This is a genomic window from Paenibacillus endoradicis (assembly GCF_024721975.1).
Window position 1 is genome coordinate 188,601 of sequence record NZ_JANQBB010000008.1, and the last position, 13,811, is coordinate 202,411.

The window sequence follows — 13,811 nt, forward strand, 5'->3', positions numbered from 1 at the left end:
TGATGAACTATGGAATAATATTTTTTTCGCCAATAGGAGGCATATGTAATGAAGGAGTTTCGTCGATTAAAGTTAGGCATATTAGTTTTGCTAGCTATTAGTGTAGTCGGTTGTGGTAATGGGTCCGCAGGTACGGAAATAAATGTTCCCCCAACAGTAACGAGTCCAACTGTGGAAGTTACTCCAACACCCACATTATCTGCACCAGCCTTTAAAGCTGCATTTACTGGTATGGGGTTAGAAGAAGCAGCAAAAAGTGCTCCAATTGTAGTACTAATTAACAATCTTGCACCTGCTAGACCACAAAGCGGTCTAAGTCAGGCAGATGTTATATGGGAAGTGCTTGCTGAAGGTGGTATTACAAGATTAGTAGCATTATTCCAAAGTACTGTAGAGAATGAATTTAATATAGGCCCTGTGCGAAGTAACCGTCCATACTTTATTGATCTCGCGGGTAGTTATGGTGCGATTATCGCACACGCTGGTGCAAGCAATGATGCTTATGCCATTTTACAAAGACAAAAAAAGTCTTACTTAGACGAAATTTCGAATGCTGGTTCTTACTTTTGGAGAAGTAAGGATCGTAAAGCGCCTCATAATTTATATACGAATCTAAAGAAACTTAGAGAAGGAGCTAACAAAAAATCATATCAAACGGAACTTTACGTAACAGGATATAAATTTGATGAACAAGACACGGAGCCACAAGTTGGAGCAATTAAACAAATAGAAGTGAATTTCCAATTGAAAGGTTATCGAGTAGGTTATCAATATGATGATATTAAAGGTACATATTTACGTAGTATTAATGATGAACCTCATATTGATAAAAATAATGACGAGCAAATATCTACAACAAACCTAATTTTTATTCAGGCTGAGCATAAAGTGCTTGATAATGAAGGAAGACTTTCAGTTGATTTAGATAGTGGTGGCGATGCTCTTATTATTAATCATGGTAATACAATAGAAGGAAATTGGATTAGAGCAGAAGATGGCATGATCCGATTTCTTCAAAATGGTATGGAGATTAGTCTAGCTAAAGGGAAAAGCATTATCCATATACTACCAAAAGATAAACCAATTACTGAACACGTTATATGGGAATAGTAGCGGTATGTTGACATTATCGACAAATTTCGATAAAAAACATGAAAAAAAATATTAATTTTTCATGAATGTTTACATTCCGTTAACAATTCTAGGTTACACTATTTCATGGCAGGCAAATGAAATTGTTGTATGCTACTATCTTATAGCTGATAAGGGGATTGACATGTTTAAGAAACCGAAAAAAGATATTTTCTTCAGAACCTTTGAAGAAATGGCGGATACAATTGTTGAGGCAGCAGAATATTTCGCGAAGGGCGTTACTGATCTTTCAGACGTAGAAACATTCGTGAAGCGTATGAAAGATTATGAAGGCCAATGCGATCAATACACACATACGATTCTAAGTGAACTTAATAAAGTGTTTATGACACCAATTGAGCGCGAAGATATTATGGCTTTGACAACTTCCCTGGATGATGTAATGGATGGACTTGAAGCGACAAGTACTCGTTTCTTAATGTATCATATTAAAGAAAAAGATGATCACATAACAGCATTTGCAGATATCCTTGTTCGCTCTGCACATCAAATCAAAAGTGCTATTAATTTACTTACTGTTAAGAAGCTTCTTCCGATTCGTGAACATAATATTGCAATACATGGTCTTGAAAATGAAGGTGACGATTTGCTTCGTATAAGTGTAACTCAATTATTTGCAAATGTTACTGACCCTATCGAGCTAATTAAGCGTAAGGAAGTCTATGAGCGTCTTGAACAAACAACTGACTGCTGTGAAGATGTAGCAAATACACTTGAAACTATCGTGATGCGTAACAGCTAAGCGGGAGAGCAGAGGTCAGATAGATGGAAATAGAATTATATGTATTGTTTATTGTTGTTTTCCTGGCGTTAGCATTTGATTTTATTAATGGGTTCCATGATACGGCGAATGCGATAGCAACCTCTATATCTACTCGTGCCATTAAGCCGCGTGTTGCAATTCTAATGGCAGCATCTATGAACTTTATTGGTGCGATGGTTTTTACAGGAGTTGCAAAAACGATTGGTGGTAGTGTTGCCGATCCAACAAAACTAGAATTTGGTGTTGAAATCGTTATTTGTGCGCTAATTGGTGCAATTATTTGGAACTTAGTAACATGGTGGTTTGGAATTCCTTCCTCATCTTCTCATGCTCTTATCGGGGCGCTAGCAGGGGCAGTAATTGCTGGTGCTGGTTTCGATAGTCTGAATATGTCAGGCGTACTAGACATTTTTAAAGCATTAATATTTTCACCACTTATTGCATTTACAATTGGTTTCATCATAATGTTTATATTGAAAAGGATTTTTGCAAGATCTAATCCACATTCCATTAATAAAGGGTTTCGTTCGGCGCAAGTTGTTACAGCGATGTTCCAATCCTTTGCACATGGTACAAATGATGCACAAAAAGCAATGGGGATTATCGTATTTGCCCTTGTTGCTGCTGGTGTTCAAGATACTGCGGATTTCGTACCTTTATGGGTTAAAATTTCGGCGGCTACTGCGATGGCATTAGGAACTTCTGTAGGTGGCTGGAAAATTATTAAAACAATGGGCACGAAAATTTTCAAAATCGAACCTATTAATGGGTTCGCGGCGGATATGGGATCGGCATTGGTTATTATTACGGCAACCTTCTTACATCTTCCTGTAAGTACAACGCATGTTATTACATCGTCACTTCTTGGTGTTGGTAGTGCGAAGCGTGTTTCGGGAGTGAAATGGGGCGTAGCTGGTAAAATCGTTATTGCCTGGTTTATTACAATTCCGATTACAGCGGGATTGTCTATGGTTATTTTCTGGATATATAAATTCTTGTTCATGTAGAAATAATAGGTTGTACGATAAAAAGTATCACTTCAATCAGAAAAAATCTGATTAAAGTGATACTTTTTTCATTGCAGAAATTCTTTGAACCTTAACGATTACCACCCTGTCGCTTCATTAACGGAGTGGATTTTCTGTTTGATGGTGTAGAGGAAGTTCTTCTGTTGCTATTTGTCGTTCTATTTCGTTTTGTTCGATTAGATGTGGAACGACGACGTGCAGGAGTGGTAGTTGTTTCGGCAGCAGCGTTTTTAGCTCCTTTTCCCATCGTACCTGCAAAGACTTTAACCATTGGAGCAATTTGACCGACAGTACTAACAACCTTTTGTACAGTAGTAACAGTTGACAGAATACCATCAAGTCCACCAAAACGATCTACTAAACCTTTCAATTCGTCAACATTGGCATATTTCGTCAAGCTCGCTAAGCTGAATCCACTACTATTAGGTTTTGGAGGAGTTGTAGCTACATCTGTTGTAGTTGCTGCTGGTAGAGTAGCTTGCGAAGTTGACGTAGCATTTTGAATATTCGAAGTTGTTGAATATCCACTATGTTGACTCGGAATCACGGTGTAGCCATGTGAATGACCGAATTGTTGAGGTTGAAAGGTTGAAGCATGAATTGTCCGAGTTGGGTTTCTACGATATGCATAATTCTGACCATGAGGGGAAGCGTTCACTTTGAATCACAACCTTTTTTATTATGATTCATACAGTATATGGTCTAGGCATTTATATGGATTGGACATATGCCTAGATTGTTGGTGAATATTTGGGTATTTGACGGGGAAAGGCTTCTATTCTTTAACGCGTGAATACGGTACTGTTTGAACTATTAGAACAAACAAGCTACAATAGTAGAAATAGACTGTAATTCTATGCTTTCGATATATGTATATTCTCTGAGTTGTATATCGAACAGTATTGAAAAATAAGGAGAGATCCATTTGCAATTAAAAAAATTGAACGATAAATCAATAGATCAATTATTTGAAGCGATTCTAACATTGAAAGATGTAGAAGAATGCTATATTTTCTTCGAGGATCTTTGTACAGTGAATGAAATTCAATCGTTATCTCAACGACTAGAAGTAGCTCGTATGCTTGGTAATGGAAATACATATAACCAGATTGAGTCTGAGACTGGTGCCAGTACGGCAACCATTTCTCGAGTTAAGCGTTGCTTAAACTATGGTAACGATGGTTATAAATTAGCACTAGATCGTTTAGAGAAATAGGTGAATACCTATGAAACAGGGCATTTTAGTTATAAGTCATGGTTCGCGTGAAGCGTCTTGGGTAAAGCAAGTGGAAGAACTCGTTAGTGAGGCAACAGTGCTATTCAAGCAGTATCAGATAAGTGAAGACCATAGCATGACAAATATGCAACAACATGTAGAGGCAGGCAATGAAAGTGCGTCTATTCCAATATATGCATCTTATTTAGAATTGGTAGAAGGAAAGCTTATACAAGATGGGATAACTGCATTAGAACAAGAAGGTGTTACGCATATACATGTAATGCCTTTATTTGTTTCATATGGTAGTTCACATATAGATGAAATTAAGCAAGCTTTTGGCTTTGAACCAGTGTCAGATTTTATCGGAGATTTGGAGCCTTTTATAGTACAAGCATATGTACAGTTTCATGAACCAATCGTCGATGATCCAGAAGTCATCACTATATTGCAGCAACATTTGCAAAGTATGAGTCATGATTCAAGTCATGAGGGAGTATTACTATTAGGACATGGTAGTAGCTATGAATACTTCTATCGGCTTTGGGATACTGGTATGAAGAAACTAATGGATCAACTTAGCATGGAATTTGAGTTTGCAACAATAGACTATGCACCATTATTGCCAGAGCAGTCCAGAGCGCATTTAGAACAAATGCTGGCTATGCCTCAAGTGAAATCAGTCATTGTATTACCTATTTTTATTAGTCCTGGATATTTCACACGAACCATGATTCCTTCACGTCTATCTGGGCTAGACTATGTATATACAGGTGAAACACTATTGCCACATCCAGAGATGGCAAAATTATTATGTAGAAGGTTTATTAGCATGTGTAACGTGTGAGGAGTGAAGTTGCGATGAAGAGAGCGAGATTAATCTACAATCCTACATCTGGACGAGAAGAGATGCGTCGCAGATTACCAGATATCTTACAAAAACTCGATGAAGGTGGTATCGAGGTTACTTGTCATGCAACGACAGGTGAAGGCGATGCGACATTAGAAGTAGAGCGTTTATTAGAGCGTGGTGGTTATGATCTCATCATTGCAGCTGGTGGCGATGGTACGCTATATGAAGTCATAAATGGATTAGCGGGTAAGGTTAATCGATTGCCGCTTGGAATAGTGCCTGTTGGTACAACGAATGACTTTGCTCGCGCAATGGGTATACCGAAGCATTGGGAATATGCATGTGAGCTTATTATTAATCAATACTCTGTTCCTATTGATGTAGGTAAAGCGAATGAACGCTATTTTATTAATATAGCAGGTGGAGGTTTCTTAACCGAGCTTTCCTATGATGTACCGATTAAGCTGAAAACGATGATTGGACAGTTAGCGTATTATTTGAAGGGCATGGAGAAGATGGTACATCTGCGTCCGACAGAGCTAACTTTTGAAGCTGAAGATGTAGGTACATTCACTGGCGAATTCATGCTGTTCCTAATATGTAATAGTAATTCAGTTGGTGGATTTGAGCGATTAGCACCTGATTCTAAGCTAGATGATGGTTTATTCGATGTATTGCTCATTCGTAAATGTAATCTAGCAGAGTTTATTCGCTTAGTATCACTAGCATTGCGTGGTGAGCATTTTGGCGATCCACATGTTGAGCATTTTCGGACAAACCGCCTAACAGTTACATCACCAGATAAGGTACAATTGAACTTAGATGGGGAATACGGCGGAACATTGCCAGGAACATTTGAAATATTGCCGTCTCATATTGAGATTTTCAAGGATGAGACTGGGGTATCGACATATAGTTAAGAGGTAGTTCAAAAAGTGGACTTTGATGATGACTGGCTAACGTAGCAAAGTCGGCGTCGAATATGAAAGCCCGCATTTTGAAGCTACATTGAAAGAGGAAGTTCCAAAAGTAGACTTTGATAATGAAATGCTGCATTGTAAGAAAAAGTTCAAATAGCAGAATTTGAGAACGAAGTGCTACAGGTAGTGTAAAAGGTAGTCATAATTAGAGCGGAGCGTAATGATGAAATCAAAGAAGACTATGGGGAACAAGTTTAGCAATAGAAAACCACAATTTAATAAGGCAGGTAAATCTTCTGATCGATCTGGATCACGTACTAGTGAGAGTACGCGTGAAGGTAAGTCTGGAGAGCAACCTGCTGTAAGAGGTAGTAGGTATGCAGAGCGTGCTGGTGTGAACGGTAGTGCAGCGCGTAAGAGCAGAATGGCTGAACAAGGTAGTGAGTATACGAATCGTTCACAGACAGCAGGCATAAGTGCACGCGGAAGCAAATATGCTGAGCGTGGCGGAGTGAATGGCACAAGCGCACAAGGAAGTAAGTATGGTGAGCGTTCTAGCGAGCGCGATGGTGAGTATTCTAATCGTGCGAAGCCATCTGCGAAGGCAAAAGGTGGTAAGTCGGCGAACCGTACAGGCTCTCGTGGTAAAGCACAAGGCAGCAACTATACTGAGCGTAATAGCTTATCTACATCTACACAAAGTGGTAAGCCAAATCGTCCAGTAGCTGCTAAAGGTAACGTTAAAGTAGCTTCTGCATCGGTGACAAAAGTTGCAGAAAGTACGAAAAATAGTAATACTCGTCGCGGACCTAATAAAAAGAACTTGTCAACGTTGCATGAGAAGAATGAAACGGTACAAGCAGATATTATTGGATTAACGCATGATGGTGAAGGTGTAGGACGTACAAGTGCGGGCTATACATTGTTCATCCCTAACACATTGCCAGGTGAGCAAGTTGAAGCGAAAATCTTGAAGTCCAAAAAGCAGTACGGCTATGCGAAAGTTACGGAATTCAAAAATGTAAGTGAGCAACGTGTAGAGCCACCTTGTCCAATCTATAAAGAATGCGGTGGTTGTCAGTTACAGCATTTTGATTATGAAGGTCAGTTAGTATGGAAACGTCAGCATGTTATCGATAGTTTAACTCGTATTGGTAAGCTACAAGTAGCGGGTGAACAACAAGTAAGTGCTGAAGGTGATGCAACGTCTACAGAACATCAAGTGATTGTACATCCAACAGTAGGTATGGAAAATCCTTGGCGTTATCGTAATAAGGCGGCTGTGCCAATTGGTAGAGGCGAAAGTAGTGAAGAGCTAGTAGGCGGTTTCTATGCGAAAGGTAGTCATCGTATCGTAGATATGAAAGATTGCATGATCCAGAAGGAACGCAATGATGAAGTCATTCATCAAGTGAAGGAAATTGCTCGTGAATTGCGAGTGTTGCCGTATGATGAAGAGACGGGAACGGGGATATTGCGACATGTTGTAACTCGTATCGGCGTAGTTACTGGTGAAGTAATGGTTGTACTTATTACGAATACAACTCGCATTGCACGTCAACCTGAGTGGATTGAAATGATTCGCAAACGTATTCCGAATGTGAAGAGTATTGTGCACAATGTGAATGATAAAGTTACGAATGCGATCTTCGGTGAAACAACGAAAGTGATCTGGGGTAGCGAAGTGATTTATGATGAACTAGATGGCATTCGTTTTGCAATCTCGGCTAGATCATTCTATCAAGTGAATCCTGAGCAGACAATTTCTCTATATCGTAAAGCAGTCGAATATGCAGGGTTAACAGGTAAAGAGCAAGTGATCGATGCGTATTGTGGGATTGGTACAATCTCCTTGTTCTTAGCTCGTAACGCTGGTCATGTGTATGGTGTAGAAATCGTGCCTGAAGCGATCGAAGATGCGAAGCGTAATGCGAAGCTGAACGGATTAGAAAATACTACTTTTGAAGCGGGACCTGCTGAGATCGTTATTCCTAGATGGAAGAAAAAAGGGATGAAAGCAGATGTTATCGTAGTCGATCCACCTCGTAAGGGCTGTGATCCAGAGCTACTAGATACTATTCTAGCGATTCGACCTGAGAGAGTAGTTTATGTAAGCTGTAATCCATCCACGCTAGCGAGAGATCTTCGCTTGCTCGAAGATGGTGGCTATAGAACGGTAGAAGTAACACCAGTGGACATGTTCCCACATACGGGGCATGTTGAAGTGGTTACGTGGTTGGAGAGAGTGTAGTACAGAAAGTTGAAATCCCTTATGTATCAAAGTGTTACGGTTACTGATACAGCATGTTAAACATCTGTGATACAGAAGCGGAAATAGCACGTTGATGTGAATTTGATGTGAAAATACCTTATAACTGGTGCGGAATTAACATCATTCGACATATAAAAAGCAAAACAAGATGCAGGATATTAACTCCCGGCATCTTGTTTTTTTGTGTCTGTATTATTCAAGAATAGCACTTCAAACTTATCTGCAGCTGCTTGATCGGCTGATCTTAGAGCATGTCCATATATATTCATCGTTGTAGTTATATCACCATGATCAAGACGTTCAGATATGATCTTAGCGTGTACACCTTGATTGATCAGTAACGTAGCTGATGTATGTCGTAGATCATGAAATCTAATAGGACGCAACCCAACACTTTTCCGGAACTTTCTAAACCACTGATAAGGGCGCTCATGATGGAATGGAGAACCGTCTGCATGTGAGAATACGAACTTCCACTCGTGACCGCTATTATCTTTTCCGTTGTAAGCATCACCCATCTTGTCACGCTCTTTCATTCGATACAGATAGTAGTCACGCAGCTCTTCAAGCACAGACGGTGGTAACGAGATCAAGCGACTAGACTTTTTAGTTTTCGGCTCTTTAACAGTTACTTCACCTTTCAATGCATGTACAAGTGATTGACGCACATCTATAGTTCCATTCTTCCAATCAATATATTTCCACTCTAAGCCGAGTAGTTCCCCTCTACGCATTCCAGTAGTTAGAGCAATAGTAATCATCATTCTCCAGTGATAAGGTTCTTTTTGTAACGCTGCTAGTAGCTGTTGAACTTCATCCTGGTCATAAGGCATTACCTCTTTATAAACCACTCTAGGCTTTTGCACAGTCTCTACTGGATTGAATTTAATGATCTTCCATTCCTAGTACATGAACTCGATAATCAGTTGAGAGGCAAGCAACAGTATTTAGTAATTAGTACAGCAGATAATAGGATCACCTTATACATTTAAAAAAATATAACAATAAGATACTGAACAATTTAGAAAATATTAAAGGAGAAAGCTGATGCATATAGTTGTAGATAAGCAATATTATTTTTTGACTAATGAAAAAGAAAGATACTATAAAGATCTAGCTAGGAAAAGATAAGGTATATCCGATGAGCGAATGATGGATTTAATTATATACAGTAGCAAGAATGTTAGGATTGAAAATAGGATATAGAAACAAGTTGATAAAATAATATCGGACGAATACAAGAAAGATAAACAAAAATTCATACAGGATTTTATGTGCTTTGATTTTGATCACGTCGATGCAGCAGATCCAATGCTTACTAATAATCTGCTATGGTCTTATAGTTCTGCATTCGGACTTTGTTATGTCATGTCAAATAAATTAGTGAATGATGAGTATAAACATGACTATGCTAGTGATAATTGGCCATATAAATTCCCTGGAAATAATAAATTAGCAATTGTTCATAGTTCAATTCCCAACATGCTTCGTAAATTGTTTTATAAAATGAAAGATCGGGCTTATCTTACGATAATAGATATTAATGATATTGACCAAATAAAAGGGAGTCTTGATAATTTTATAATCAATTTCAAAGGGAATAGAAAAATCATCTTTACGAAAGATACAGTGTTCGATGCTACATGTTGATTTATGAGCATATTTATATCAGAACTAACCCTGATAAAAGGTAGAGACTACTAAGTTACAATCCATGAGCAGATAGAACCTCATCGCTTCTAGGAGTGTTTTGAGGTTCTTTTTATGACGTTCAGAGCAGGAATGAGATTACAACATAGGGAAGTAAGGTGTTTATACCGGAATGTAATAAGTAGCTCAATTCCTATGAATATAAGTATGAAAAAGGAACTAAGTTAGATTGAACCCGACGTGAGTGCTAATGAGTTTGGTGAATAAGAGATAGCAATAGTTTCGAGCTAATGATGGAACTTATCGTATGTCTTAAGTTCTTCATATAAGAGTATTCAAAATAAAGGAGTGGAGATTATGGTTGGTGAAGAAATTTATAAGTTAATACCTTATTCACTATTTGATATTCAGTATTCTTTGGCAACGAATGCATCGCCGCAATTGAAGAGACAAATTCATTTGGCTCTTTTAGCTTACAAGAAAAATGATTATAATTATGAAAATGTAACAGATTATCTAGATGAAATATTAGATATTGATTTTTCTAATGATGAACACACAAGAAGAGATTATTGTATTGATGGAGTAGTCGGTCTAATTATTCAGGTAATTAACACATTGAAAGAGAAAATAGAAAAACAAAATGAACCGTATATTCTTGTTTATTTTAATTCTATGGGAAGATTAAGAGCTTCATTTGAAAGTAGTGTAGTATTATTGAGATATGGATATTACATTGAAAGTTCTCCAGTTTTTCGATTAATATATGAACAGATTGCGTGGTCACATTCAATTATTGGAAAAGATATTGATGAAATTAATAAGACGAAGGTTACTGGTCAAATAAAAATTTTAAATGAACTAATACCAAATTCTAAAAAATTGTATGGAAAGTATTCTGCGGAGGCTCATCTTGATCCTAGTGAAATCTCAAGTTATTTTATAGAAAATTCAGAAAATAATGGAGTCGGACATCGATATAGGTCAGGAGAGAGAAGTAAGATAAAATATTATGATATTTTCTTTCTTTCAACACTATATTGTAAGTCAATATATAAATTTTTTGAACATATAGGAGTTCTAAACGATTCTACAATAATAAATACACCAACAGGACAAATTAGTATGACTGTCAAAGAACAGTTAGATATCACTATGAAGAGTATACAAATATTTGAAAATACCTTTTCAGAAACTATTGGTGAGGAGTACGATGAAGAACTTCCCGAAATAAAAATTCTCGAAGATATGATGGTTTGATAATTATGAAATTACTAATATCACCTACGCTTTCTATTTTACAGTCAAATATTTCACGTAATTAAAGATTAGAAAAACTAAAAATTATGTGATTTTTATTAAGTTAAAGAAACATCCCTTTAATCCCTAATGCATGGACGACGTGAATTTAATATCAAAGAAAGTTACCAGACCATATTTTGACCATATTTGCATCAGTACTGACCCTAACTCACATCACTCACATAAGCATTTTTACGACACAATAAACAAAGGAAATATAGTACAACAAATGCATTAATAGCGGACAAGCTACTATTTAACGGCAACAAAAAACCGCCCCAAAGCATGGGCGGGATGATGTAATGTTATTAACTACACCTATAAATTAGGGTTTATTGTACGTGAGTGATAGAGTGTAATGGTTATTTAATTGGAGCAGAGACTTCACTCCTTGACGTGTTTACGCAAATATTCTCTAATGCCCATTTTAAGGGTTACACCATGCTTTGCTAACGCTAAACTGATGTTCGTTTCTATCATGTCAATTATCTTCTCTACAATATCCCCTTCAGTGGGGATGAAAATTACTTGAAATTTACTCTTGATTTTTTGTGATTCAACGTAGTACACCTCATTTATTTTTATTATAATTACTTTGATTGGTAGTTATACAAATGTAAAATAAGAAGGAAAAGAGAAGAATTAACTTACTTAATATGAAAAAATGGGGTGCATCATGTGGAAGACAACTTGAATAAACGTAAAAGGGCAACAGAAATAATTTTTTCATATACAGTGTTAATCGGAATAATTGCTATAGCGATTATGGTATTAATAGTTCTGTCTAGATTGTTTTTTGAAGGAATGGGATTTACTTTTGAGAAGAAGGTAAGCATTTACGATTACATAACATTGCTTGGCGTTATTGTCACAGGTGTATTGAGCTATGGAATATTTAACTTAACTAAAAAAATGAATGATTTTGTGTTTTTTCAAAAAAAAGAAGCTAAGGAGAATATAAGAAAGAAATCAGGAGTTTATTTACATAGTATGGCAAAATCTCTAGTGGAAATTGAAACTTCATATGATTCTCTTTATGAACTTTCAAAAGTATTTGTGGAAAATCCCATTAGTTACACTCATAGAGATATCGAACTAGCATGGAGACAATTTAATTTTTTTACTAATAAAATTATGTCTGGAATTAATAATTGGAACTCATTATATAAAAACCTATGGGATAATCCAGACATGTTAGCAGAAATCTATGAACATAGAGATACGTTGTTAGATCAAGATCATTACATAAGGGTTATCGATGATAGATTCAAAATCAAGTTCCTTGAATCACAAACAATGGACAATCTTAAAAAATACAATGAGTATATATGTGAGTGTTAGTGATTTATGATGAAAAAATAAGAATAAGGATACGGTGATTATAATGAAAAATGAAACTTTAGCGGTTAAACTAGTAAATTCTCTAATTGAACCGATGCAGGAATGCAGAAGAGCAGAAGCTAGAAAACCTGGTAAAGGCCCTGAGAGTAAAGTATTTATTCTAGATACTTTAGAGAAAGCAGATCAATTACTAGAGGGAATGAAAAAAATAGGTCAAATGTATAATGAGTATGATTTAAGAATGAACGCAGTTGATTATTGGAGGAATATTATTAAAGCGAAGATAGATGTCATAGGCTCTATTGGAGGAAAGAGTTTAATGATGGAAGTGTACGATATTCTTGATAACCATGAGGATTCAAAGGTTTATAGCTATAATAATTTATTTCATAGACTTGCAGACGGATTACATGGTTGGAATGACTGACCAGTTTTAAATGAATTAAGTAATTAACCGTTCTTATTACCGACGATATTTAATATTAAAACGCACCCTAGGTGTTTTGATATTGAAATGATGTGAATTTGATGTGAAAACCGATGTGAATTAACATCAAGAGAGATTAACAGAAAACAATGAATGGACAAGCTCTCTTATTCTGTAAGGCTTCTTAGTACTATAACAGAAGCTATAATAATGGGGGGTTATCCCGCATACGGGGCATGTTGAAGTGGTTACGTGGTTGGAGAAAATGTAGGTAGTTACTGGGAGCCCTTGTGTAGCAAGGGCTCTGAAAATCTTACGATTTGGATTTCATGAACGTGCTACAAAACCAACAAAGGCTAATTCCATTCGAATTGAATGAGAATTAGCCTTTGTTAGTTTTGTACTTTTTTAGCTTATCTCTACTTTATTAACTTCATAATTCTCTTCTGATTAACTATAAATATGGTCACTGACCTTGCATTTGCATGCCTAATAGACCCGAGGTAGAGGCTAGATCATACCCGTGTCTGTATTTCAGTTCACTAGTCTTGGCTCCAGCTATATAACAACCTTCTTGGAAAGGACACTACTAATATTTTCTAATATCGAAGTAATATTTATTTACTAGATTTACAGCTATATTTTTTGTTCCTGTACGTGCTTTGCGTAAAGCTAATTTGGGAGGAAATCACAGTATTTGAGAAAGATAAAGCAAAATTCACGAAGAATGTTGCCATATGAACAACTATAATAGTAATGAAAGCGTGTTCACAGATATGTATTTTGTATGCAATCAATAATCTTCCGCAATAAATTGTTGAAATCTCAAGCTTGACTTCACTATCGCTCGGTCAACAACCAGAGTTTTCATAAATATTTAACCGGTG

At 36.7% G+C, this 13,811-nt stretch carries 13 protein-coding genes; 11 read left to right on the forward strand and 2 right to left on the reverse strand.

Annotated features, from left to right (window positions below):
* Window positions 1-48: 48 nt before the first annotated feature.
* The 3 genes from NV377_RS22785 (at window position 49) to NV377_RS22795 (ending at window position 2,922) form a co-directional block, all read left to right on the forward strand.
* Window positions 49-1,110 carry a DUF3048 domain-containing protein gene (locus NV377_RS22785; RefSeq protein ID WP_258203116.1) on the forward strand — a complete coding sequence of 354 codons (1,062 nt, stop codon included), beginning with the start codon at window positions 49-51 and terminating at the stop codon, window positions 1,108-1,110.
* A gap of 166 nt (window positions 1,111-1,276) precedes the next feature.
* A complete protein-coding gene (locus tag NV377_RS22790; RefSeq protein WP_258203117.1) occupies window positions 1,277-1,894 on the forward strand; it encodes a DUF47 domain-containing protein in 618 nt (205 codons plus the stop codon).
* Between the two features lie 23 nt (window positions 1,895-1,917).
* Complete coding sequence (locus NV377_RS22795; RefSeq protein ID WP_258203118.1) at window positions 1,918-2,922, forward strand: inorganic phosphate transporter; 1,005 nt, start codon at window positions 1,918-1,920, stop codon at window positions 2,920-2,922.
* A gap of 91 nt (window positions 2,923-3,013) precedes the next feature.
* On the opposite strand, the gene NV377_RS22800 is transcribed toward NV377_RS22795, so the two are convergent.
* Window positions 3,014-3,601, reverse strand: coding sequence for a hypothetical protein (locus NV377_RS22800; RefSeq protein WP_258203119.1), 588 nt, complete (start codon window positions 3,599-3,601; stop codon window positions 3,014-3,016).
* 267 nt (window positions 3,602-3,868) lie between these two features.
* Here NV377_RS22800 and NV377_RS22805 point away from each other — a divergent pair, with 267 nt between their 5' ends.
* From NV377_RS22805 to rlmD, 4 genes are all read left to right on the forward strand, one after another.
* On the forward strand, window positions 3,869-4,159 hold the full coding sequence (locus NV377_RS22805) for a YerC/YecD family TrpR-related protein (RefSeq protein WP_258203120.1): 291 nt from the start codon (window positions 3,869-3,871) through the stop codon (window positions 4,157-4,159).
* A 10-nt stretch (window positions 4,160-4,169) separates the two neighbouring features.
* Window positions 4,170-5,006: a sirohydrochlorin chelatase gene (locus tag NV377_RS22810; protein WP_258203121.1), complete on the forward strand. Its 837-nt coding sequence runs from the start codon at window positions 4,170-4,172 to the stop codon at window positions 5,004-5,006.
* Window positions 5,007-5,020: 14 nt separating this feature from the next.
* A complete protein-coding gene (locus NV377_RS22815) occupies window positions 5,021-5,932 on the forward strand; it encodes a diacylglycerol kinase (RefSeq protein WP_258203122.1) in 912 nt (303 codons plus the stop codon).
* An 823-nt stretch (window positions 5,933-6,755) separates the two neighbouring features.
* Window positions 6,756-8,183, forward strand: a complete 1,428-nt coding sequence (rlmD, locus tag NV377_RS22820; protein WP_258203190.1) for a 23S rRNA (uracil(1939)-C(5))-methyltransferase RlmD — start codon at window positions 6,756-6,758, stop codon at window positions 8,181-8,183.
* A 179-nt stretch (window positions 8,184-8,362) separates the two neighbouring features.
* Here the strand turns inward: rlmD and NV377_RS22825 are convergent, their stop codons facing one another.
* Window positions 8,363-9,037 (reverse strand): site-specific integrase, encoded by a 675-nt coding sequence (locus NV377_RS22825; protein ID WP_258203123.1) that lies wholly within the window; start codon window positions 9,035-9,037, stop codon window positions 8,363-8,365.
* Between the two features lie 439 nt (window positions 9,038-9,476).
* Here NV377_RS22825 and NV377_RS22830 point away from each other — a divergent pair, with 439 nt between their 5' ends.
* From NV377_RS22830 to NV377_RS22845, 4 genes are all read left to right on the forward strand, one after another.
* Window positions 9,477-9,854: a hypothetical protein gene (locus tag NV377_RS22830; RefSeq protein WP_258203124.1), complete on the forward strand. Its 378-nt coding sequence runs from the start codon at window positions 9,477-9,479 to the stop codon at window positions 9,852-9,854.
* 357 nt (window positions 9,855-10,211) lie between these two features.
* Window positions 10,212-11,114: a hypothetical protein gene (locus NV377_RS22835; protein WP_258203125.1), complete on the forward strand. Its 903-nt coding sequence runs from the start codon at window positions 10,212-10,214 to the stop codon at window positions 11,112-11,114.
* A 732-nt stretch (window positions 11,115-11,846) separates the two neighbouring features.
* Complete coding sequence (locus NV377_RS22840; protein WP_258203126.1) at window positions 11,847-12,497, forward strand: hypothetical protein; 651 nt, start codon at window positions 11,847-11,849, stop codon at window positions 12,495-12,497.
* A gap of 43 nt (window positions 12,498-12,540) precedes the next feature.
* Window positions 12,541-12,924 (forward strand): hypothetical protein, encoded by a 384-nt coding sequence (locus NV377_RS22845; protein WP_258203127.1) that lies wholly within the window; start codon window positions 12,541-12,543, stop codon window positions 12,922-12,924.
* Window positions 12,925-13,811: the final 887 nt, after the last annotated feature.